This is a genomic window from Demequina pilifera (genome assembly GCF_048814985.1).
GTDB lineage: Bacteria > Actinomycetota > Actinomycetes > Actinomycetales > Demequinaceae > Demequina.
Map to the genome: position 1 here is coordinate 38,275 of NZ_JBMDTW010000004.1, position 21,798 is coordinate 60,072.

14 protein-coding genes, 3 rRNA genes and 1 pseudogene are annotated in these 21,798 nt (G+C 66.6%); 17 read left to right on the forward strand and 1 reads right to left on the reverse strand.

The window, feature by feature from the left end; genetic code table 11:
- The first annotated feature begins 192 nt into the window (after positions 1–192).
- The 14 genes from tyrS (at position 193) to ACNI14_RS08060 (ending at position 18,312) form a co-directional block, all read left to right on the forward strand.
- A complete protein-coding gene (gene tyrS, locus ACNI14_RS07995) occupies positions 193–1,458 on the forward strand; it encodes a tyrosine--tRNA ligase (RefSeq protein ID WP_420519471.1) in 1,266 nt (421 codons plus the stop codon).
- A gap of 810 nt (positions 1,459–2,268) precedes the next feature.
- Positions 2,269–3,790: ribosomal RNA gene (locus ACNI14_RS08000) — 16S ribosomal RNA — on the forward strand.
- Positions 3,791–4,136: 346 nt separating this feature from the next.
- Positions 4,137–7,234: ribosomal RNA gene (locus ACNI14_RS08005) — 23S ribosomal RNA — on the forward strand.
- A gap of 69 nt (positions 7,235–7,303) precedes the next feature.
- A 5S ribosomal RNA gene (gene rrf, locus ACNI14_RS08010) occupies positions 7,304–7,420 on the forward strand.
- The 16S, 23S and 5S rRNA genes sit together here, the layout of an rRNA operon.
- Before the next feature lie 795 nt (positions 7,421–8,215).
- Positions 8,216–9,052, forward strand: a complete 837-nt coding sequence (locus tag ACNI14_RS08015; protein ID WP_420519472.1) for a hypothetical protein — start codon at positions 8,216–8,218, stop codon at positions 9,050–9,052.
- A complete protein-coding gene (locus ACNI14_RS08020; protein ID WP_420519473.1) occupies positions 9,049–10,083 on the forward strand; it encodes an HAD-IIA family hydrolase in 1,035 nt (344 codons plus the stop codon). Before ACNI14_RS08015 ends, ACNI14_RS08020 begins: the two co-directional genes overlap by 4 nt.
- The gene (locus tag ACNI14_RS08025; protein ID WP_420519474.1) at positions 10,076–10,246 is read left to right on the forward strand and encodes a hypothetical protein; all 171 of its coding nucleotides are present in this window, start codon (positions 10,076–10,078) and stop codon (positions 10,244–10,246) included. Before ACNI14_RS08020 ends, ACNI14_RS08025 begins: the two co-directional genes overlap by 8 nt.
- Before the next feature lie 52 nt (positions 10,247–10,298).
- On the forward strand, positions 10,299–11,126 hold the full coding sequence (locus ACNI14_RS08030) for a TlyA family RNA methyltransferase (protein ID WP_420519475.1): 828 nt from the start codon (positions 10,299–10,301) through the stop codon (positions 11,124–11,126).
- Entirely contained in the window at positions 11,123–12,073 is a 951-nt protein-coding gene (locus tag ACNI14_RS08035) for an NAD kinase (RefSeq protein ID WP_420519476.1), read from the forward strand. The genes ACNI14_RS08030 and ACNI14_RS08035 overlap by 4 nt, the downstream gene beginning before the upstream one ends.
- Positions 12,074–12,076: 3 nt before the next feature.
- Positions 12,077–13,783 (forward strand): DNA repair protein RecN, encoded by a 1,707-nt coding sequence (recN, locus tag ACNI14_RS08040; protein WP_420519477.1) that lies wholly within the window; start codon positions 12,077–12,079, stop codon positions 13,781–13,783.
- Between the two features lie 4 nt (positions 13,784–13,787).
- The gene (gene steA, locus ACNI14_RS08045) at positions 13,788–14,942 is read left to right on the forward strand and encodes a putative cytokinetic ring protein SteA (RefSeq protein WP_420519478.1); all 1,155 of its coding nucleotides are present in this window, start codon (positions 13,788–13,790) and stop codon (positions 14,940–14,942) included.
- Positions 14,939–15,910 (forward strand): copper transporter, encoded by a 972-nt coding sequence (locus tag ACNI14_RS08050; RefSeq protein ID WP_420519479.1) that lies wholly within the window; start codon positions 14,939–14,941, stop codon positions 15,908–15,910. The genes steA and ACNI14_RS08050 overlap by 4 nt, the downstream gene beginning before the upstream one ends.
- 84 nt (positions 15,911–15,994) lie before the next feature.
- Positions 15,995–17,668 (forward strand): CTP synthase, encoded by a 1,674-nt coding sequence (pyrG, locus tag ACNI14_RS08055; protein WP_420519480.1) that lies wholly within the window; start codon positions 15,995–15,997, stop codon positions 17,666–17,668.
- Positions 17,668–18,312 carry an NUDIX domain-containing protein gene (locus ACNI14_RS08060; RefSeq protein WP_420519481.1) on the forward strand — a complete coding sequence of 215 codons (645 nt, stop codon included), beginning with the start codon at positions 17,668–17,670 and terminating at the stop codon, positions 18,310–18,312. Before pyrG ends, ACNI14_RS08060 begins: the two co-directional genes overlap by 1 nt.
- A gap of 7 nt (positions 18,313–18,319) precedes the next feature.
- On the opposite strand, the gene ACNI14_RS08065 is transcribed toward ACNI14_RS08060, so the two are convergent.
- On the reverse strand, positions 18,320–19,222 hold the full coding sequence (locus ACNI14_RS08065; RefSeq protein WP_420519482.1) for a COX15/CtaA family protein: 903 nt from the start codon (positions 19,220–19,222) through the stop codon (positions 18,320–18,322).
- 204 nt (positions 19,223–19,426) lie between these two features.
- Between ACNI14_RS08065 and ACNI14_RS08070 the strand changes: the two genes are divergently transcribed.
- The 3 genes and pseudogenes from ACNI14_RS08070 to ACNI14_RS08080 form a co-directional block, all read left to right on the forward strand.
- On the forward strand, positions 19,427–20,077 hold the full coding sequence (locus ACNI14_RS08070) for a helix-turn-helix transcriptional regulator (protein ID WP_420519483.1): 651 nt from the start codon (positions 19,427–19,429) through the stop codon (positions 20,075–20,077).
- Positions 20,078–20,079: 2 nt separating this feature from the next.
- Positions 20,080–21,516 carry a Fe-S cluster assembly protein SufB gene (sufB, locus tag ACNI14_RS08075; protein ID WP_420519484.1) on the forward strand — a complete coding sequence of 479 codons (1,437 nt, stop codon included), beginning with the start codon at positions 20,080–20,082 and terminating at the stop codon, positions 21,514–21,516.
- A pseudogene (locus ACNI14_RS08080) lies at positions 21,513–21,798 on the forward strand (Fe-S cluster assembly protein SufD); the annotation flags it as partial. The gene sufB and the pseudogene ACNI14_RS08080, both read left to right, overlap by 4 nt.

Sequence of the window (21,798 nt, forward strand, 5' to 3'; positions counted from 1 at the left end):
CTCTCAGATTCTGGTGACTAGCGTCGAAGGTGTCGCTGGGCATGCGACACACGAGTCGGTCGGACCCCTCGCAAGACGTCCACCCCTCAGCGCCGATTCGTGATTCCGCTCCGCGTGCCCAGCGACGCATTCGTGTTCTGAGGCAACGGCGCCTCAGGACCGCTCGTCCGGGGCTGGCACAATGGCCTCACCATGACTGAGCACATCCTTGACGAACTGGCGTGGCGCGGCCTCGTCGCGCAGACCACCGGCCTCGACGAACTTCGCAGCCACCTCGACGACGGCCCCGTGACGCTGTACTGCGGCTTCGACCCCACCGCGCCGAGCCTCCACCACGGACACCTCGTGCAGCTCGTCGTGCTCAGGCATCTCCAGCGAGCCGGCCACCGGGTGCTTCCCCTCGTGGGCGGCGCCACCGGGATGATCGGCGATCCGCGGATGTCGGGCGAGCGTGTGCTCAACACCAAGGAGACGGTGGCCGAGAACGTGGAACGGCTGCGGTCGCAGATCTCCAGGTTCCTCGACTTCGCCGGTGACAACCCGGCCCAGATGGTCAACAACCTCGACTGGACCGGAGACCTCACCGCGATCGACCTGCTCAGGGAGGTCGGCAAGCACTTCCGCCTCGGCACCATGCTCGCCAAGGACACCGTCGCCCGCCGGCTGAACTCAGACGAGGGCATCAGCTTCACGGAGTTCAGCTACCAGGTGCTGCAGGGACACGACTTCCTGCAGCTGAACCGACGGTACGGGTGCACCCTTCAGACCGGTGGCAATGACCAGTGGGGGAACCTGCTGAGTGGCGTCGAGCTGGCCCGCAAGGCGGATGGGGTGCAGGTCCATGCGATGACCACGCCCCTCATCACCAAGGCCGACGGCACCAAGTTCGGCAAGTCGGAAGGGGGAGCCGTGTGGCTCGCCCCCGATCTGATGAGCCCCTACGCCTTCTACCAGTTCTGGCTCAACACCGACGATGCGGACGTGGTGCGCTTCCTCAAGATCTTCACCTTCCTCACTCGTGAGGAGATCGAGCCACTCGAGCGCGCCGTCGCCGATGAGCCCTTCCGGCGCGAGGGTCAGCGGGCGCTCGCTTGGGAGGTCACCTCGCTCGTGCATGGGGCCGATGCGACCGATGCAGTCGTGCGCGCCTCTCAAGCGATCTTCGGCAGGGGAGAGCTGGTCGGCCTCGACGAGGCCACGCTGCAGGGGTGCGCGGACGCACTCGGCGCCGTGGACATCTCGCCGGACGCCTCCGTCATCGACGCGCTCGCGGAGTCGGGGATCGTGGGATCCAAGTCCGACGCCCGTCGCGCGGTCCAGGACGGCGGCGCGTACGTCAACAACGTGAAGGTGACGTCAATCGAGGCAGCCGTGGGCGACCACCCGCCGCTCGCGGGGGGCTGGTACGTGCTGCGCCGTGGAAAAAAGTCTGCGGGACTTGCACGCATCCACGCGTGAGCCCGGACCCGCCCGCGCCGTGATTCGCTATCTGCCAGGCATGATGTCTCGCCGTCGAGGGCGACACGCCCGGACGGCCGGGATTTGACTTGGGTGTAACTCAGCCGTAATGTTTCACTCGCTGCCAACGACGGAAGCGCTTCTCGGAGGACTGAAGAAGGCCACGAGAAGCCCCATGGACAGCTACCCATCGCACTCAGAGCCGCGGTCGCAACCGCGACCGAGGTGATGTACGATGGAGAGCCCCCTGCGGGATCGGGTGCTGAAGTTCGCCGGCAAGGCGAGTTGACAGCCCGAAAGCAAAGGGGTAAGTTGGCAGGGTTGCCCGGATGGGTTCAGCCAAGTGGAAATCGCACAGAGTGCGATTTGACACGCTGAATGCGGCCGAGTAACTTAACCGAGTTGCCTGATCGGGGTTAGCGGTGAGTCGCGAATAGCGATTTGACACGTTAATGACAGGCAAGTAACTTAATCGAGTTGCCGCAAGGGAACGCATAATGGCAAGCGCTGAGACAGCGATTTGACAGAGCGGAAACAAGCGCGTAACTTATAAGGGTTGCCCCGGACTACGGCCTAAAAAGCCCTAGACGGTGCGCGTCCGAACCTTGAGAACTCAACAGTGTGCCACATAGTCGATGCCAAAAACTCCGGCATCTCGGCGGTAGAGCTTTTGCTCTAGCAATGGGATGCAGGATTCCTTTGGTAGACAACGAAATGTCAGTGACATTTTGTTCGAAGCTAGAGATTAAACGGTTCTTCGGAACCACTTCGTTATGTAAGTAAACCGGCTTGCCGGATTGCTAATAAGCATTCACGGAGAGTTTGATCCTGGCTCAGGACGAACGCTGGCGGCGTGCTTAACACATGCAAGTCGAACGGTGACCCTGGAGCTTGCTCCGGGTGATCAGTGGCGAACGGGTGAGTAACACGTGAGTAACCTGCCCCAGACTCTGGAATAACATCGGGAAACCGGTGCTAATACCGGATACGAGACGAGATCGCATGGTCATCGTCTGGAAAGATTTATCGGTCTGGGATGGACTCGCGGCCTATCAGCTTGTTGGTGAGGTAATGGCTCACCAAGGCGACGACGGGTAGCCGGCCTGAGAGGGCGACCGGCCACACTGGAACTGAGACACGGTCCAGACTCCTACGGGAGGCAGCAGTGGGGAATATTGCACAATGGGCGCAAGCCTGATGCAGCGACGCCGCGTGGGGGATGAAGGCCTTCGGGTTGTAAACCCCTTTCAGTAGGGAAGAAGCGAAAGTGACGGTACCTACAGAAGAAGCGCCGGCTAACTACGTGCCAGCAGCCGCGGTAATACGTAGGGCGCAAGCGTTGTCCGGAATTATTGGGCGTAAAGAGCTCGTAGGCGGTTTGTCGCGTCTGCTGTGAAATCCCGAGGCTCAACCTCGGGACTGCAGTGGGTACGGGCAGACTAGAGTGTGGTAGGGGAGACTGGAATTCCTGGTGTAGCGGTGGAATGCGCAGATATCAGGAGGAACACCAATGGCGAAGGCAGGTCTCTGGGCCACTACTGACGCTGAGGAGCGAAAGCATGGGGAGCGAACAGGATTAGATACCCTGGTAGTCCATGCCGTAAACGGTGGGCACTAGATGTGGGGCTCTTTCCATGAGTTCCGCGTCGCAGCTAACGCATTAAGTGCCCCGCCTGGGGAGTACGGCCGCAAGGCTAAAACTCAAAGGAATTGACGGGGGCCCGCACAAGCGGCGGAGCATGCGGATTAATTCGATGCAACGCGAAGAACCTTACCAAGGCTTGACATATACCCTTTATCCCTAGAGATAGGGAGTCCTTCGGGGGGGTATACAGGTGGTGCATGGTTGTCGTCAGCTCGTGTCGTGAGATGTTGGGTTAAGTCCCGCAACGAGCGCAACCCTCGTCCTATGTTGCCAGCACGTAATGGTGGGGACTCATAGGAGACTGCCGGGGTCAACTCGGAGGAAGGTGGGGATGACGTCAAATCATCATGCCCCTTATGTCTTGGGCTTCACGCATGCTACAATGGCCGGTACAATGGGCTGCGATACCGTAAGGTGGAGCGAATCCCAAAAAGCCGGTCTCAGTTCGGATTGAGGTCTGCAACTCGACCTCATGAAGTTGGAGTCGCTAGTAATCGCAGATCAGCAACGCTGCGGTGAATACGTTCCCGGGCCTTGTACACACCGCCCGTCAAGTCACGAAAGTCGGTAACACCCGAAGACGTCGGCCTAACCCTCGGGAGGGAGACGTCTAAGGTGGGATTGGCGATTGGGACTAAGTCGTAACAAGGTAGCCGTACCGGAAGGTGCGGCTGGATCACCTCCTTTCTAAGGAGCACTTGGCGCTCTCAGGAGCGTCCAAATCTCGTTTCGTTCTCATACGTAGAACGGCGAGAGCTCATGGATGGAACATCGACGTGGCAGCGATAGACGCACCACTCACCAAGTACGCCCTAGGGCTGGAACGCGTGAGTAATGGAGAAGTCGCTGCATGGCACACTGTTGGGTCCTGAGGGATCGGGCGAAAGCTCACCTCAGGCTGGCCTTATGGCCGGCTGGACGGACCACCGGATCTGGATGAACCACCTCGCTCAGCGAGGCAGGCGCCAGTGGTAGGTGGGCCCGCCCGCACCTTGAGAACTGCATAGTGGACGCGAGCATCTTTGATTTCTGTAGTCAAGTTTTTAAGAGCACATGGTGGATGCCTTGGCAGTGGGAGCCGAAGAAGGACGTTGTAGCCTGCGATAAGCCTCGGGGAGCTGGCAAACAAGCTTCGATCCGAGGATGTCCGAATGGGGAAACCCCGCTGGAGTCATGTCCAGTGACCCTCGCCTGAACACATAGGGCGAGTGGAGGGAACGTCGGGAAGTGAAACATCTCAGTACCGACAGGAAGAGATATTCCGTGAGTAGTGGCGAGCGAAAGCGGAAGAGGCCAAACCGTCAGCGTGTGATAGCCGGTAGGCGTTGCGTTGGCGGGGTTGTGGGACCTTTTGGAGAGAGCTACCGCTCTCTCAAGGAGTCAAAAATCCGTGTAATAGTCGAAGGGCATTGAAAGGCCCGGCACAGAGGGTGTGACCCCCGTAGACGAAATTGCGCGGACTCCTGAGAGTCATCCCAAGTAGCACGGGGCCCGAGAAATCCCGTGTGAATCCGCAGAGACCACTCTGTAAGCCTAAATACTACCCACTGACCGATAGCGGAACAGTACCGTGAGGGAAAGGTGAAAAGTACCCCGAGAGGGGAGTGAAATAGTACCTGAAACCGTGTGCTTACAATCCGTCGGAGCCTCCCTAGCAGGGGTGACGGCGTGCCTTTTGAAGAATGAGCCTGCGAGTTAGTGGTACGTGGCAAGGTTAACCCGTGAGGGGCAGCCGTAGCGAAAGCGAGTCCGAATAGGGCGTCTGAGTCGCGTGCTCTAGACCCGAAGCGAAGTGATCTATCCATGGCCAGGTTGAAGCGCGGGTAAGACCGCGTGGAGGACCGAACCCACTTGGGTTGAAAACCGAGGGGATGAGCTGTGGATAGGGGTGAAAGGCCAATCAAACTTCGTGATAGCTGGTTCTCCCCGAAATGCATTTAGGTGCAGCGTTGCGTGTTTCTTACCGGAGGTAGAGCTACTGGATGGCTAATGGGCCTCACCAGGTTACTGACGTCAGCCAAACTCCGAATGCCGGTAAGTGAGAGCGCAGCAGTGAGACTGTGGGGGATAAGCTTCATAGTCGAGAGGGAAACAGCCCAGAACACCAACTAAGGCCCCTAAGCGTGTGCTAAGTGGGAAAGGATGTGGAGTTGCACAGACAACCAGGAGGTTGGCTTAGAAGCAGCCACCCTTGAAAGAGTGCGTAATAGCTCACTGGTCAAGTGATTCCGCGCCGACAATGTAGCGGGGCTCAAGTACACCGCCGAAGTTGTGTCATTCACACATTGCCTGATCTTCGGATCCAAGCGTGTGGATGGGTAGGGGAGCGTCGTGTGGCGAGTGAAGTCGCGGGGTGACCCAGCGGTGGACGCCACACGAGTGAGAATGCAGGCATGAGTAGCGAAAGACGGGTGAGAAACCCGTCCGCCGAATGATCAAGGGTTCCAGGGCCAGGTTAATCCGCCCTGGGTAAGTCGGGACCTAAGGCGAGGCCGACAGGCGTAGTCGATGGACAACGGGTTGATATTCCCGTACCGGCGAAGAACCGCCCATGCAGAGGCAGATAATGCTAAGCGCCCGAAGTCACTGAACTCTTCGGAGGAACGTGATGGAGCGCGCGAACCAAGTCCGTAGTAAGCAAGCGTATTAACAGGGGTGACGCAGGAAGGTAGCCAGGCGTGGCGATGGTAGTCCACGTCCAAGGTTGTAGGGCGAGTCGTAGGCAAATCCGCGACTCACATAGCCTGAGAGCTGATAGTGACCGCAATAGCGGGAAACTGGTGATCCTATGCTGCCAAGAAAAACCTCGGCGCGAGGTTCTAGCCGCCCGTACCCCAAACCGACTCAGGTGATCAGGTAGAGAATACTAAGGCGATCGAGTGAATCACGGTTAAGGAACTCGGCAAAATGCCCCCGTAACTTCGGGAGAAGGGGGGCCTGAGGCGTGAAGGAACTTGCTTCCGGAGCGTTTGAAGGCCGCAGAGACCAGGGAGAAGCGACTGTTTACTAAAAACACAGGTCCGTGCGAAGTCGCAAGACGATGTATACGGACTGACGCCTGCCCGGTGCTGGAAGGTTAAGAGGATGGGTTAGCCGCAAGGCGAAGCTCAAAATTTAAGCCCCAGTAAACGGCGGTGGTAACTATAACCATCCTAAGGTAGCGAAATTCCTTGTCGGGTAAGTTCCGACCTGCACGAATGGCGTAACGACTTCTCCGCTGTCTCAACCGTGAACTCGGCGAAATTGCACTACGAGTAAAGATGCTCGTTACGCGCAGCAGGACGGAAAGACCCCGGGACCTTTACTATAGCTTGGTATTGGTATTCGGTGTGGTTTGTGTAGGATAGGTGGGAGACGTTGAAGCCGATACGCCAGTATTGGTGGAGTCATTGTTGAAATACCACTCTGATCACTCTGGATATCTAACTTCGGTCCGTAATCCGGATCAGGGACAGTGCCTGGTGGGTAGTTTAACTGGGGCGGTTGCCTCCCAAAGAGTAACGGAGGCGCCCAAAGGTTCCCTCAGCCTGGTTGGCAATCAGGTGGCGAGTGCAAGTGTACAAGGGAGCTTGACTGTGAGACTGACAGGTCGAGCAGGGACGAAAGTCGGGACTAGTGACCCGCTGGTGGCATGTGGAAGCGCCAGCGCTCAACGGATAAAAGGTACCCCGGGGATAACAGGCTGATCCTGCCCAAGAGTCCATATCGACGGCATGGTTTGGCACCTCGATGTCGGCTCGTCGCATCCTGGGGCTGGAGTTGGTCCCAAGGGTTGGGCTGTTCGCCCATTAAAGCGGTACGCGAGCTGGGTTTAGAACGTCGTGAGACAGTTCGGTCCCTATCCGCTGCGCGCGCAGGAAATTTGAGAGAATCTGACCCTAGTACGAGAGGACCGGGTTGGACGAACCTCTGGTGTGCCAGTTGTTCCGCCAGGAGCACGGCTGGTTGGCTACGTTCGGAACGGATAACCGCTGAAAGCATCTAAGCGGGAAGCCGGTCTCAAGATGAGATTTCCATGAGATTCGTCTCGAGAGGCCCCCAGCAGACCACTGGGTTGATAGGCCGGATGTGGAAGAGAGGACTAACGACTCTTGAAGCTGACCGGTACTAATAGGCCGATAACTTGACTTTTATCAATGTGCTATGCGTCCACTATGCGGTTCCCGAGATACGGTCGGGTAACTGATATCTCAATAGAGTTTCCGCTGTCATAGCGAGAGGGAAACGCCCGGCTCCATTCCGAACCCGGAAGCTAAGCCTCTCAGCGCCGATGGTACTGCACTCGTGAGGGTGTGGGAGAGTAGGTCGCAGCGGGACATTCTTTCTACGAAGGGCCGCCCAATGCTGGGCGGCCCTTCGTCATTTTTGCGAGAATGTTCATCGGCAACAGCCCTTTTCAGGGATCGGAGAGTCATGTCTGATCGACACGGCGACAGCGGAGACGAAGAGCAGCGCTCGGAGCGCTCTGGCGAAGGTGCGCCATCGAGCGACGACCGCACGTCCCCTCGAAAGAGCGGACCCACACGACCTCCAGCGATTGGGGGACCCCGCCGCAACGCAGGTGATGCTGCGCGCGGCGGATTTGGCGCGCCCTCGGAGGGGCGCGCCGGCGGCGATCGTGGACGACCCCGCAGCGGCGCTGCCGGCGGGCGTTCCGGTCGTGACGGTGACAGGCCCGACGCTCGAGCCGGAGGCTCAGACGCTCGGCGTCGAGACTCTCGGCCTGCTGGCGGCGGCGGTGCCGGGCGCGATGATCGTGCCCAGCGGGGCGCAGGTGGTGCACGACCCGAGCGGTCGCAGAGCCGAGACCGTCCCCAGTGGGGCGACCGCGGCGCAAGCGGCACGCAGTCTCGAAGTGCCCAGGATCGTGGCACATCGCCGCGCGGCGACTCCCGCGCAGGCGGCTCAAGTCGCTATGGCCGTCTCGACGCATCCCGTCAGGACGGCCGCTCCGGCGACCGCTTTTCACGCGGCGGTTCAGATTCACGCGGCGGTTCAGGCTCACGTGGTGGCCCCGATTCTCGCGGTCGGGGCGACTCCCGCGGACGTCCCGAGAGGGGTGACCGCCCGTCGTATGGAGGTGCGGGATCCCGGACGGGTGGCCGTGATGCCGTGCGGCGCGACGACCGTCGCTCCGAGCGTGACGACGGCGGTTCGCGACGCGGGGACCGCTCCATGCAGCGGCCCGTCGTCGAGGCACCCGAGATTCCTGATGAGATCACCTTCGGCCAGCTGGATCGCGAGGTGCGCCAGCGCCTGCGCACCCTGAGCAAGGACAATGCCGAGGACGTGGGCCGCCACCTGATCATGGCCGGGGCTCTCATCGAGATCGACCCGGAGCTTGCGTATCGACACGCCCAGGTCGCGCTTCAGCGCGGCGGGCGGGTGGATGTGGTGCGCGAGGCCAACGCCCTCGCGGCCTATGCGACCGGGCGATACACGGAGGCGCTGCGCGAGCTGCGGACCGTGCGCCGCCTCAACGGCTCTCACGAGTACCTGCCTCTCATGGCCGATTGCGAACGCGGACTCGGCAGGCCCGAGCGCGCGATCGACCTCGCGCGCAGCGACGACGCGGAGCAGCTGTCGGCTCACGCCCGCGCAGAGCTGGAGATCGTCGCGGCCGGCGCGCGACTGGACCTCGGCGACGTCGAGGCGGCGCTCGTGGGCCTCAGGCGCATCGCCACCACGGACGCGGACCTTCGCGCGCGGATCGATGAGGCGACGGTGCCCGTGCTGCGGGCGCTGGGCCGCGACTCGGATGCCGATGCCCTCGAGGCCGGCCTCGCGACGGTGGACGAGGACGGCGAGATCGAGTTCGATGTGACCGTGTACGACGTGGCCGAACTCCCCGAACCCGTGGACGAGCCCGTCGCGGAGTCGACGGGCGACGCGGACGCGACGAGCGGCGAGTCCACCTCCGACGACGACACGACCGGAAGGACCTCATGAGCGAGTCCCGCCTGCTCGGTTCCGACGCACCCCTGTTCACCGCCTTCGACACGGCGCTCGTCGACCTCGACGGCGTGACGTACCGGGGCCCGCACGCGATCCCGTCGGCTCCTCCCGGCCTGGCGGCCGCGCGGGAGGCCGGGATGAGCGTGGTGTTCGTGACCAACAACGCGTCACGCGAGCCCCAGACGGTCGCCGCACACCTGACCGACCTGGGGATGCCGGCGAGCGTCGGCGAGGTGATGACCGCGGCTCAGGCCGTCGCAGCCCTCATGCTCGAGTCGCTCGACAAGGGGTCCAGCGTCTACGTGGTCGGCGGTGCCGGACTTCGCACCGCCGTCGCTGAGGCCGGCTACGACATCGTGGACTCCGCCGACCCGGCGCCCGATGCGGTGGTGCAGGGCTTTTCGCCCGACGTCTCGTGGCGGGAGCTGGCCGAGGCGTCGTATGCGATCCGCGCGGGGGCACGGTACTTCGCATCGAACAAGGACCTGACGATTCCCAACGAGCGCGGCGTGGCCCCGGGCAATGGCGCTCTCGTCAACGTGGTGGTGACCGCCACGGGCGTGGTGCCGCCGGGCGCGGGCAAGCCCGAGCCCGCCATGTTCCGGCTCGCCGCCGCGAAGGCGGATGCGAAGCGACCCATGGTGATCGGCGATCGCCTGGACACCGACCTCAAGGGCGGGCGCGCCGCAGGGTTCCCTGGTCTGCTGGTGCTCACCGGAGTCGACGGCGTGCGCGAGGCGATCATGGCTCCGCCCACCGACCGGCCATCCTTCCTGGGCCGCGACCTGTCCGCGCTGGCGGTGCCGCACCCGGCTCCCGTGAGCGAGGGCGACCGCTGGCGCGTGCGCGGGGCCACCGCGTGGGTCGACGGGGGAGAGCTGCACGTCGACGAGTCGGAGGCCGGACCTGACGGTCTCGACGGCGCGCGCGCAGCCTGCGCCGCCGCGTGGGCTGCCGCGGACGCGGGGCATGAGGTGAGGGTTGAGGTGACTCCGGGCGTGGAGGTACGCTCCACTCATGGGTGAACTCAAAGACCAGCGCGAGCCCCTGGGTGAGGTCAAGTACCCCGCCGAGGTCCGACAGGCGCTCGCCGCTGTCACGGAGCTCCCGGACGACCTCGACAAGCAGGCCGAATTCTTCGACAAGATCCAGGACTCGCTGTCCTCGCGCATGCGCGAAGAGCAGTAGAGACATCAGCGCAAGCCCAGACTTCAAGCGCAGCACAGACAGCAGGGCACTCATGCGCTTAGACCGGGCGCTTCATGCGCGCGGGCTGGCCCGGTCCCGCTCTCACGCTCAGGAACTGATCGCCGCGGCCGCCGTCACCGTCGACGGCGTCGTCGCGACCAGGCCCGCCACGCCAGTGTCTGACGAGGCCGAGCTGTCGGTGGCTCCCGGCGCGGGCCGCTACGTCTCCCGAGCCGCCCACAAGCTCATCGGAGCTCTCGACGAGTGCGCGCGCGACGGGCTCACCGTCGACGGCAAGAGCGCCCTCGACGCGGGGGCGTCCACCGGCGGCTTCACCCAGGTGCTGCTCGAGCGCGGCGCCGCTCACGTGCTCGCCGTCGACGTCGGCCACGGCCAGCTCGCCGCCAGCATCGCCGCGGACCCGCGTGTCACCACGCGCGAGGGCGTCAATGTCCGCGACCTGGACGCCGCGTCGCCCGGCGCCGGGGTCGATCTGGTGGTGGCGGACCTGTCCTTCATCGCGCTGCCGCTCGTGATCCCCGCGGTGGCGGACTTCGCGGGCCCGGGCGCGGACCACGTGCTGATGGTCAAGCCGCAGTTCGAGGTGGGCCGCGGGCGCCTGAGCGCCCGAGGCGTGGTCACCGACCCCGCCGCCCGAGCATCGGCCGTCCTGGGCGTCGCCCGGGCGATGGCCGATGCGGGCCTCACGCTTCACCGCGTGGCCCGCAGTCCCTTGCCTGGACCTCAGGGCAATGTGGAGTTCTTCGTCTGGGGCTCATCCGTCTGGCAGGCTGGGGCTGGTGACGCGCACACGCGTCCCGTGCTCGAGGGCGATTCCCTGGAGGAAGCCATCGCACGCGAGGTGAAGGGAGAGGCATGACCCGCAGGATCCTGATCGTCGCGAACCCGCACCGACCCGAGACTCTCGAGGCCGGAGACGAGGTGGCGCGCGTGCTGACGGACGCGGGCATCGAGTCCTGCACTGATTTCACTGCCGGCGTCTCCGAGCCCATCGAGGCCGCCATCGTGCTCGGCGGCGACGGCACGATGCTGCACGCCGCGCGCAAGACTCACGGCACGGACATCCCGCTGCTGGGCGTGAACCTCGGTCGGGTGGGCTTCCTCGCCGAGCTCGAGCGGGAGGACGTCGCCTCGGCGGCGCAGCGGCTCGCGGCGGGCGACTACACCGTGGAGGAGCGTCGCACCCTCCACGTCACCGTGACCGGCCCCGACGGAGCCGAACAGCACGGCTGGGCGCTCAACGAGGCCACTCTCGAGCGCGCCAACCGGCTGCGCACTCTCGAAGTGATGCTCGCGGTGGACGGCGAGCCCCTGTCGAGCTTCGGCTGCGACGGGCTGGTGGTCGCCACCGCGACCGGTTCGACGGCTCACGCGTTCTCCGCGGGCGGCCCCGTGCTGTGGCCGGATGTCGACGCCCTGCTGCTGGTGCCCCTCGCCGCGCACGCGCTGTTCGCGCGGCCGCTCGTCGTGGGTCCCCAGTCATCGTTCGCCATTCAGGTGGTGCCTGGTTCCGAGTCCTCCGGCCAGGTGGTGCTCGACGGCGCCCGCAGCATCTTGGTGGAGCGCGGCGGCGTGGTGGACATTCGGCGCGGGGACCACACCGTCAAGCTCGCGCGGATGTCCGATGCGCCCTTCACCTCCCGGCTCGTGCAGAAGTTCTCGCTGCCCACCGACGGCTGGCGCGGCGAGCGCTCGCACCCCAAGCCGATCGGTCGGGAGATCCACGGTGACGCCTGGCCCGTGGCCGAGGAGCCCGTGGACGCACCGACCCCGACCCGCGCCGGCGGCCCCGACGAGGACGGCTGATCCGTGCTGCACGAACTGACCATCTCTGACCTGGGGGTGATCGAGTCCGCGCGGCTCGAGTTCGGCCCGGGCCTCACGTGCGTCACGGGCGAGACCGGGGCGGGCAAGACCATGGTGCTCACGGGCCTGGGACTGATCCTGGGCGCGAAGACCGTTCCCGCCACCGTGCGCACGGGCGCCGAGGCGGCAGTCGCCGAGGCGGTCATCGACGTCCCCGCCGAGGGTCCGCTCGCCGAGCGGCTGGCCGATGCGGGGGTGGCGGTCGAGGACGACGGCTCGGTGGTGGTGGCGCGCACGGTGGGCGCGACCACCCGCTCGCGCTCCGTCATGGGCGCGCGCACCGTGCCGCAGAGCCTGTTGGCCGAGGTCGCAGCGGAGCTGGTGACGGTGCACGGCCAGTCGGACCAGGTGCGCCTGCGCTCGGCCGCGCGTCAGCGGGACACCCTCGACGCGTACGGCGGCTCGCACGTGACGGCCGCGCGCCGCGAGTACCTGCGGGCCTGGGAGGCGTGGACCGACGCCGCGGAGGCGCTGCGCCGCATGCAGGAGGGCGCCGACGCCGAGCGGGCCGAGGTCGCCCGGCTCCGCGACGACCTTGCGGCGATCGACGAGCTCGCACCCCAACAGGGCGAGGATCAGGCCCTCGTGGCGGAGGCGCAGGTCCTCGAGAATGCCGAGGCGGTGCGCACGGGCACCGCGGCCGCGCACGCGGCGATCGCGGGCGAGGAGGAGGTCACAGTGGTGGCGGTCCTCGAGGCGGCGCGACGGGCCCTCGCGGACGCCGCGCGGCACGACGCCACGCTCGCGACGCTCGAAGAGCGGCTCGCCGACTTCTCGTACGGTGCGACCGACGTCGCCAGCGAACTCGCGTCCTACCTGGACCGTCTCGACGCCGACCCGGGTCGCCTCGACGAGATCCACCAGCGCCGCTCCGATCTCGCGACCTTGATGCGGCGCATCGGCGTGCCCGATGTCGACGCGGTGCTCGAGTACGCCGAGACCGCTCGCCCCCGAGTCGCGCAGGACGACGCGTGGGACGAGACCCTCGAGCAGCGCCGAGCAGAGGAGTCCCGCACGCGCGACTCACTCGACACCGCCGCGCAGGCGCTCCACGAGGCGCGCGGCGCCGCCGGCGACCGGCTCGCGGCCGCGGTGCGCGAGGAGCTGTCGCGGCTGGCGATGCCCGACGCGGACCTGGCCGTCCAGGTCGAGCGCACCGAGCCCGCCGCACATGGAGCGGACGTCGTCACCATGACCCTCGCCTCCCACCCGGGGGCGCCGCACCGGCCGGTCGCCGAGGCCGCGAGCGGCGGCGAGCTGTCACGCATCATGCTCGCGATCGAGGTGTCCCTCGCCGGCGCCGACGCCGACCACGAGTCCGAGAGCCCCGGCCGCACCTTCATCTTCGACGAGGTCGACGCGGGGGTGGGAGGCAAGGCCGCGGTCGCGGTCGGCAACCGGCTCGCCGAACTGGCGCGCACCCACCAGGTCATCGTCGTCACCCACCTCGCGCAGGTCGCCGCGTTCGCGCACACCCACGTGGTGGTCGCGAAGTCCACCGACGGCGCGGTCACGCGCGCGCAGGTGGGTCCCGTCGACGGCGAGGATCGCGTGCAGGAGGTCGCGCGGCTGCTGTCGGGCCAGGAGGACTCGACGACCGCACGCGCCCATGCGCTTGAGCTGTTGGAGGGCTCCGCCGTGGCACGATGACGGCATGAGCCGATCCGACCGCACCACCCACGCGGGCGACGGCACCGTCACCGGCGCACTGCGCATCGAACCGAGCGTCAGGGCGCTGCTGCGGCGCCTGCGTCCCGGCGAGGTGGCCGTCATCGACATTCTGGACCTCGACCAGCAATCCGCCGAGGAGATCGCCGCGCGCCGGCCCGGCGCGGTCATCGACGTCAAGGCCTCGATCTCCGGCCGCTACCCGACCGGCGGCCCGCGCGTGCTGCTCGAGGCGGGAGTGCCGCTCATCGACGAGGTCGGCAGCGCGATCCTCGGTGCCAAGGACGGCGCGAAGGCGACCGTCTCTGGCTCCCAGGTGCTGGTCGACGGCACGGTCGTCGCCGACGGGCGCGAGGTGACCGACGATGTCCTCGCCGACGCGATGCAGGACGCCACCGAGGGCATGCGCGTGCAGCTCGCGACGTTCACCGCCAACGCGATGGATCACGTCGAGCGCGAGGCGGACACGATCCTCGACGGGGCGGGGCTGCCGGACGTGGGCCTGGACCTCGAGGGCCGCCACGTCGTGGTCGTCGCGCCCGGTTTCCGCCACCGCGAGCAGATCGCCTCGATCCGGCGCTACATTCGCGACCACCGCCCCATCCTCATCGCGGTCGGGCATGCGGCCGATGCGACCCTCGAGCTGGCATCGGCGCCTCACCTGATCATCGGCGACGTCGACGGCGTGGGAGACGACGCGCTGCGCTCGGCGGACCGCGTGCTGCTGCACGAGCCGCGCGGGGGAGCCTCGGGACAGGCCCGCATCGACGCGCTGGGGCTCGCGCACACCGTCTCCGACTCGTCGCTGTCCTCGACCGCGCTCGCGATCCTGCTCGCGCACACGCAGGGCGCGTCCGTCATCGTGACCGTGGGAGTCGAGTCCTCGCTTCAGGACTACCTGGACACCTCCCAGGCGGACGCCTCGGGCACGTTCCTCGCGCGGCTGCAGGCCGGCACGAGCATCGTCGACGCGCCCGCCCTCGCGCAGGTGTACCGGCACCGGTACTCGCCCATGACGCTCGTGCTGCTGGTCGTGGCCGGGTTGGTGGCGCTCGGGGCGGCAGTATGGTCGACGCCCGCCGGGCGGGCCTGGGCCGAGGACCTGTGGACGATGGTCAACTCGTGGATCGGTGGCGCATGATGAAGGATTTCCGATACCACGTGGTGTCTCTCGTGGCCGTGTTCCTGGCGCTCGCGGTCGGCGTCGTCCTCGGATCCGGTCCCATGCGCGACGCTCTCGTCGGCGATCTGTCCGATCAGATCATGAGCCTGGAGCAGGAGGCCGAGTCCGCGCGTGCGGACGCGGATGCGGCCATGGCACAGACCACGACCGCGCAGCAGTTCGCGGACGAGGCAGCCCCCACGCTTCTGGACGGCACCCTCCTGGGAGTCTCCGTGGCGACCGTCGAGGTCGCGCAGCCGGCGCCCGAGGACGGTGCCGGCGTCCGCGACCGACTGGTGCAGGCCGGGGCCACCGTCTCGGGCGAGCTCGTGATCGAGGAGGCGTGGACCGATCCCGATCAGACCGCGTTCCGCTCGTCGCTCGCGTCCACCATGGCTCCCAACGTGGTGGGGGTGGACGCGGAGACGTCCCCCTCGACGGTCCTGTCGCACGCGCTCGCGCAGGCGCTCATGCCGGGGCTGCTGCCGCCCGGATCGACCGAGTCCGACCTGGCAGACACCGACTTCCCGGACCCCGCCAACGCGACGGAACGCTCCGCGCTGCTGCTGGACCTGCTGATCGAGGCCGAGCTGGTGTCCGGCACCGCCACCGCGCCTATCGAGTCCTTCGTCCTGGTCGCAGGGCCGGGGTCGCAGGAGGAATCCGTGCGGGCCGAGTTCTCGAGCTCTCTCGCCGCGACCGCGGTCATCCTGGCCGAGTACACACCCGGCGTGACGGTGGCCTCGGGCCCTGACCTGCCCGGAGACCTGCCGAGCGCGGTGCAGAACTCGCCGGACGCATCGGCCGTCGTCGCGACCGTGGTCGAGGGCACCGACCAGTACGGCCAGATCTCCGTTCCGCTCGCGACGGCGCAGGCCCTCGCCGGCACGGTCGGGCACTACGGACCCGGGGAGGGGCGCACGCTGGTTCCGGCGCCCGGCTCGTGACGAATCGGTCACGCTCGTGAGGCGTCGCGGTCCGCGCGCCGCGAATCGCTGTTAGTGTTGAAGCCCGTGGAGCGAACGCGATTTATGTCCAACACGGACCATGTCACCCGTCACATCTTTGTCACGGGAGGCGTCGTTTCCTCCCTTGGCAAAGGCCTTACTGCATCGTCCCTCGGACGCCTCTTGCGCTCGCGCGGACTGCGCGTGACGATGCAGAAGCTCGATCCCTACCTGAATGTGGATCCGGGCACCATGAACCCCTTCCAGCACGGCGAGGTCTTCGTCACCGACGACGGCGCCGAGACCGACCTCGACATCGGCCACTACGAGCGGTTCCTGGACGTCAAGCTGTCCGCGAGCTCCAACGTCACCACCGGCCAGGTGTACTCGCAGGTGATCGCCAAGGAGCGGCGCGGCGAGTATCTGGGCGACACGGTCCAGGTCATCCCGCACATCACCGACGAGATCAAGCGCCGCATGCGTGACCAGGCCGGTCCCGAGTACGACGTCATCATCACCGAGGTGGGCGGCACCGTCGGCGACATCGAGTCGCAGCCCTTCCTCGAGGCCGCGCGCCAGATCCGCCACGACGTGGGCCGCGACAACGTGTTCTTCCTGCACGTGTCCCTGGTGCCGTACATCGGCCCGTCCGGCGAGCTCAAGACCAAGCCCACCCAGCACTCCGTCGCGGCGCTGCGCTCGATCGGCATCCAGCCCGATGCCATCGTGTGCCGCGCGGACCGCGAGATCCCGCAGGCGATGAAGAACAAGATCGCGCTGATGTGCGACGTGGAGGGCGAGGCGGTCGTCACCGCCAAGGACGCCCCCAGCATCTACGACATCCCGCGCGTGCTGCACTCCGAGGGCCTCGACGCCTACGTGGTGCGCCGACTCAACCTGCCGTTCCACGACGTCGAGTGGGGAGCGTGGCAGAAGGTCCTGGACCGCGTGCACCGCCCCGCGCACGAGGTCGAGGTCGCGCTGGTCGGCAAGTACATCGACCTGCCCGACGCCTACCTGTCCGTGGGGGAGGCGCTGCGTGCCGGCGGCTTCCACCACAACGCCAAGGTGAGCATCCGGTGGGTCGCGTCCGACACGTGCCAGACGCCCGAGGGCGCCGAGAAGGCGCTGGGCGGCGTGGACGCCGTGCTCGTGCCCGGCGGCTTCGGCGTGCGCGGCGTGGACGGCAAGATCGGCGCGCTGCGCTGGGCCCGCGAGAACCGCGTCCCCACGCTCGGCATCTGCCTGGGTCTGCAGACCATGGTGATGGAGTACGCGCGCAACGTGCTGGGTCTCGCGGGGGCCTCGAGCTCCGAGTTCGACCCCGGCACGCCTCACCCCGTGGTCGCCACGATGGAGGAGCAGCACGAATTCATTGACGGCGCGGGCGACATGGGCGGCACCATGCGCCTGGGCGAGTACCAGGCCGTCCTCAAGGAGGGCTCGGTCGCCGCGCAGACGTACGGCGACACGGCTGTGGGGGAGCGTCACCGGCACCGCTACGAGGTCAACAACGCCTACCGCCAGCAGCTCGAGGACGCGGGTCTCGTGGTCTCGGGGGAGTCTCCCGACCGTGAGCTCGTCGAGTTCGTCGAGCTCCCGCGCGAGACTCACCCGTACTACATCTCCACGCAGGCCCACCCCGAGTTCCTGTCGCGGCCCACGAAGGCGCACCCGTTGTTCGCCGGGCTCATCGGCGCGGTCCTCGAGGTGCGCGAGGAGGCGTCCGCGACGGCCGCCGAGCCCGCGACCGCCTGATGGCGGACGAGCCTCTCGCGGACCAGCCCGGGGTGCGCCCCGTTCTCGCGACCCATGAGCGCTTTCAGGGCCACGTGTGGGACGTCGCGAGCGACGAGGTGGACCTAGGGGAGTCCGGGGTCGTCACTCGCGACTACCTGCGCCACACGGGCGCGGTGGTGATCATCGCCCTGGACGATCAGGACCGCGTCTATCTGGTGCGGCAGTACCGGCACCCTGTGGGCGCCGAGTGCTGGGAGCCGCCCGCAGGGCTGCTCGACGTCGGCGGCGAGGCCCCGGTCGACGCTGCCAGACGTGAGCTGCACGAAGAGGCGGACCTCACCGCCACCGAGTGGCACACGCTCGTGGACTACTGCCCGTCCGGCGGGTCCAGCTCCGAGACCGTGCGGGTCTTCCTGGCCCGCGGCATCGCGCAGGTTCCCGAGGGGGAGCGCCACGAGCGCCGTGACGAGGAGCGCGACATGATCGGCGCGTGGGTGTCGCTGGACGATGCTGTCGAGGCCGTCATGGACGGCCGCGTGCGCGCCTCGTCCGCGGTGGTAGGTCTGCTCAGCGCGGATCGCGCGCGCCGCGACGGCTTCGCGACGCTCCGCGCCGCCGATGCGGCCTGGATGCGCCCTGAGGCGACGCGCCTTCAGAGGTGAGCCGGTACTAGCGGGGAGCGATGGGCGAGCTGCGCGAACTCAGCAGGTAGTGCGCCGCCGAGTGCGCGGCCGTGAAGACGCCGATCCCCAGCAGATGGAACCCGACGATCACCTCGGGCAGGCCCGTGAAGTACTGCACGTAACCGATGGCACCCTGCGCCAGCGTGACCACGAGTAGCACCACCCACGCGCGGCGCACCTCGTCGCGGTCACCCTCGGAGACGTCCTTGCGCACGCGCCAGATGATCCACGCGAGGCACGCGACAAAGGCCCAGACCGTAAGGGCGTGGGCGCGCGCAATCGCGGCGGGGTCGAGCGCGAGGCGCTCGGTCGCGTTGATGTCGCCCGAGTGGGGTCCGGCACCGGTGGTGAGGGCGCCGAGGATGAGCAGCACCACGACCAGGAGGGACGACAGGCGGAGCGACCACTGCATCGGCCGTCCTGCGCGCCGGGGCGCGCGGCGGTATTGCAGCGCAAGCCAGACGGAGTACCAGACCAGCAGCGCGGAGAGCAGCAGGTGCGGGGCGACCACGAGCGGGTGCAGCTCCACCAACACGGTGATTCCGCCCACGACCGCTTGAACGATCACGCCGATGCCGGGGACGAGCCCCAGCCACTTCAGGTCAGGACGGTTCCGCCACACGGCTATCGCGACGCCGAGCGCCACGATCACCAGCACGAAGGTGAGGAGCCGGTTGCCGAACTCGACGGCCGGATGGAGCCAATTCTCGGGGTGGAACTCGGGGGTGAAGCTGCCCGGTTCGCATTGCGGCCATGTCGAGCAGCCAAGGCCCGAGCCGGTGAGGCGCACCACGCCGCCCGTGACGATGATCCCCGCCTGGGTGAAGATGTTCGCGATGGTGAGGCCGCGACCGTGCCGCGCGACGAAGTCGAGAAGGCGGGTGAGCACAGAACCATCCTAGATCGCGTGTCGCGGCGGGTCTGCCATCCCTGCCGCACCGGACGGGCCGACCGGGTCACGCCCTCGTTGGGGCGCTCATAACCGAGGACGCGGCTAGGCTCGGTGAATTACGCAACGCTCTAGTTAGGTATCCCTTGCTTGCCGGGAACGAATTCGGCAACAAGACTGTTCACTGGACGGAAGGAGTGACACTTGGGCAACGACACCACCCGGGACCGCGTGCTGGGCCTCATCGCCTCCGCCGGTCCCATCACCGCCTCGACCCTCGCGGTCGAGCTCGGCGTGACGCCTGCCGGCGTGCGTCGGCACCTGGGCGCGCTCTCCGACTCCGGCCTGATCGAGGAGCACGAGCCCCCCGGTCAGCACGTGCGCGGCCGCGGCCGTCCCGCCAAGTCCTACGTCGCGACGACGGAAGGCCAGCAGTCGCTTGCGACCGCGTACACGTCCGTCGCCGTCGACGCGATGACGTTCATGCGCGAGCACGGCCAGCTCGAGGAGTTCGTGGAGGCCAAGTCGCTCGAACTCGAGCATGCGCTCGCCGCCGTCGTCCCGGCCGATGCGCCCATGTCGGAGAGGGTCGCCGCCTTGTCGAGCGCGCTCGCGGACAGGGGCTTCGCCACCTCGGTGCGGCCCGGTCCCGGCGGTTACACCGTCCAGTTGTGTCAGGGGCACTGCCCCATCCAGTCCATCGCGGAAGAAGCACCCGAGTGGTGCGAGGCCGAGACCCGTGCCTTCTCCCGCGTCCTCGACGTCCACGTCCAACGCCTGTCCACCCTGGCAGGCGGCGCCCACGTGTGCACCACGACCATCCCCGTCGCGTCAGCGGCGGCTAAGGAAGGATGACTATGAGCACTCCCACCGACAAGGCTCCCGCGCAGACCGATGAGGAGATCATCGACTCGATCGGCTCTTACGAGTTCGGGTGGCACGACTCCGACGCGGCGGGCGCCATCGCGGCCCGCGGCCTCTCCGAGGACGTCGTCCGCAACATCTCCGCGCTGAAGGACGAGCCCGAGTGGATGCTGAACCAGCGTCTCAAGGGCCTCAAACTGTTCGGCAAGAAGCCGATGCCGCACTGGGGCTCCGACCTCTCGGGCATCCACTTCGACAACATCAAGTACTTCGTGCGCTCGACCGAGAAGCAGGCCACCAGCTGGGAGGACCTGCCCGAGGACATCAAGCGCACGTACGACAAGCTGGGCATCCCCGAGGCGGAGAAGCAGCGCCTGGTCTCCGGCGTCGCGGCTCAGTACGAGTCCGAGGTCGTGTACCACCAGATCCGCGAGGACCTGGAGGAGCAGGGCGTCATCTTCATGGACACCGACACCGCGCTCAAGGAGCACCCGGAGCTGTTCGAGCAGTACTTCGGCACCGTGATCCCGGCCGGCGACAACAAGTTCGCCGCACTGAACACGTCCGTGTGGTCCGGCGGATCGTTCGTCTACGTCCCCCCGGGCGTGCACGTCGACATCCCGCTGCAGGCCTACTTCCGCATCAACACGGAGAACATGGGCCAGTTCGAGCGCACGCTGATCATCGCGGACGAGGGCTCCTACGTGCACTACGTCGAGGGCTGCACCGCGCCGATCTACACGTCGGACTCGCTGCACTCCGCGGTCGTCGAGATCATCGTCAAGAAGAACGCCCGCGTGCGCTACACGACCATCCAGAACTGGTCGAACAACGTGTACAACCTGGTCACCAAGCGCGCCACGGCCGCCGAGGGCGCCACCATGGAGTGGGTCGACGGCAACATCGGCTCGAAGGTCACCATGAAGTACCCGGCGATCTGGCTCCTCGGCGAGCACGCTCGCGGCGAGACCCTGTCGATCGCCTTCGCCGGCGAGGGCCAGCACCAGGACGCGGGCGCCAAGATGGTGCACGCCGCGCCCAACACGTCGAGCTCGATCGTCTCCAAGTCGGTCGCGCGCGGCGGCGGTCGCACCAGCTACCGCGGGCTCGTGCAAGTGCTCGAGGGCGCCAAGAACTCGAAGTCCAACGTGCTGTGCGACGCGCTGCTCGTGGACCAGATCAGCCGCTCCGACACGTACCCCTACGTGGACGTGCGCGAGGACGACGTCCAGATGGGCCACGAGGCCTCCGTCTCGAAGGTGTCCGAGGACCAGCTGTTCTACCTCATGTCCCGAGGCATGACCGAGACCGAGGCCATGGCCATGATCGTGCGCGGGTTCGTCGAGCCCATCGCGCGCGAGCTGCCCATGGAGTACGCGCTCGAGCTGAATCGCCTCATCGAACTGCAGATGGAAGGATCCGTCGGTTGACCGTCACTGATCACACCCGAGCCACGTCCGACGCCGCGCACTCGCACGGCCTCGCCGCTCCCACCCCCGACGCGTCGCGCGCGGACCGTCCCACGTCCTTCGACGTGGACGCGTTCGCGATGCCGACCGGACGCGAGGAGGACTGGCGGTTCTCCGCCGTCCGCGACCTCGCTCCCGTCCTCAAGGACGTCGAGGCCGGCGGCGCCCTGAACTGGGACGTCCCCGACCTCCCTGACGGCGTCACGCTGACCGACCTGGACGTGGCGAGGGGGGTTGGGAGCT

What these genes read in the sequence shown, in the direction of transcription:
- tyrS (WP_420519471.1), top strand. Translation starts at nt 193, where the DNA reads ATGACTGAGCACATCCTTGACGAACTGGCGTGGCGCGGCCTCGTCGCG.
- ACNI14_RS08020 (WP_420519473.1), top strand. Translation starts at nt 9,049, where the DNA reads ATGAGCGAGTCCCGCCTGCTCGGTTCCGACGCACCCCTGTTCACCGCC.
- ACNI14_RS08025 (WP_420519474.1), top strand. Translation starts at nt 10,076, where the DNA reads ATGGGTGAACTCAAAGACCAGCGCGAGCCCCTGGGTGAGGTCAAGTAC.
- ACNI14_RS08030 (WP_420519475.1), top strand. Translation starts at nt 10,299, where the DNA reads ATGCGCTTAGACCGGGCGCTTCATGCGCGCGGGCTGGCCCGGTCCCGC.
- ACNI14_RS08035 (WP_420519476.1), top strand. Translation starts at nt 11,123, where the DNA reads ATGACCCGCAGGATCCTGATCGTCGCGAACCCGCACCGACCCGAGACT.
- steA (WP_420519478.1), top strand. Translation starts at nt 13,788, where the DNA reads ATGAGCCGATCCGACCGCACCACCCACGCGGGCGACGGCACCGTCACC.
- ACNI14_RS08050 (WP_420519479.1), top strand. Translation starts at nt 14,939, where the DNA reads ATGATGAAGGATTTCCGATACCACGTGGTGTCTCTCGTGGCCGTGTTC.
- pyrG (WP_420519480.1), top strand. Translation starts at nt 15,995, where the DNA reads ATGTCCAACACGGACCATGTCACCCGTCACATCTTTGTCACGGGAGGC.
- ACNI14_RS08060 (WP_420519481.1), top strand. Translation starts at nt 17,668, where the DNA reads ATGGCGGACGAGCCTCTCGCGGACCAGCCCGGGGTGCGCCCCGTTCTC.
- sufB (WP_420519484.1), top strand. Translation starts at nt 20,080, where the DNA reads ATGAGCACTCCCACCGACAAGGCTCCCGCGCAGACCGATGAGGAGATC.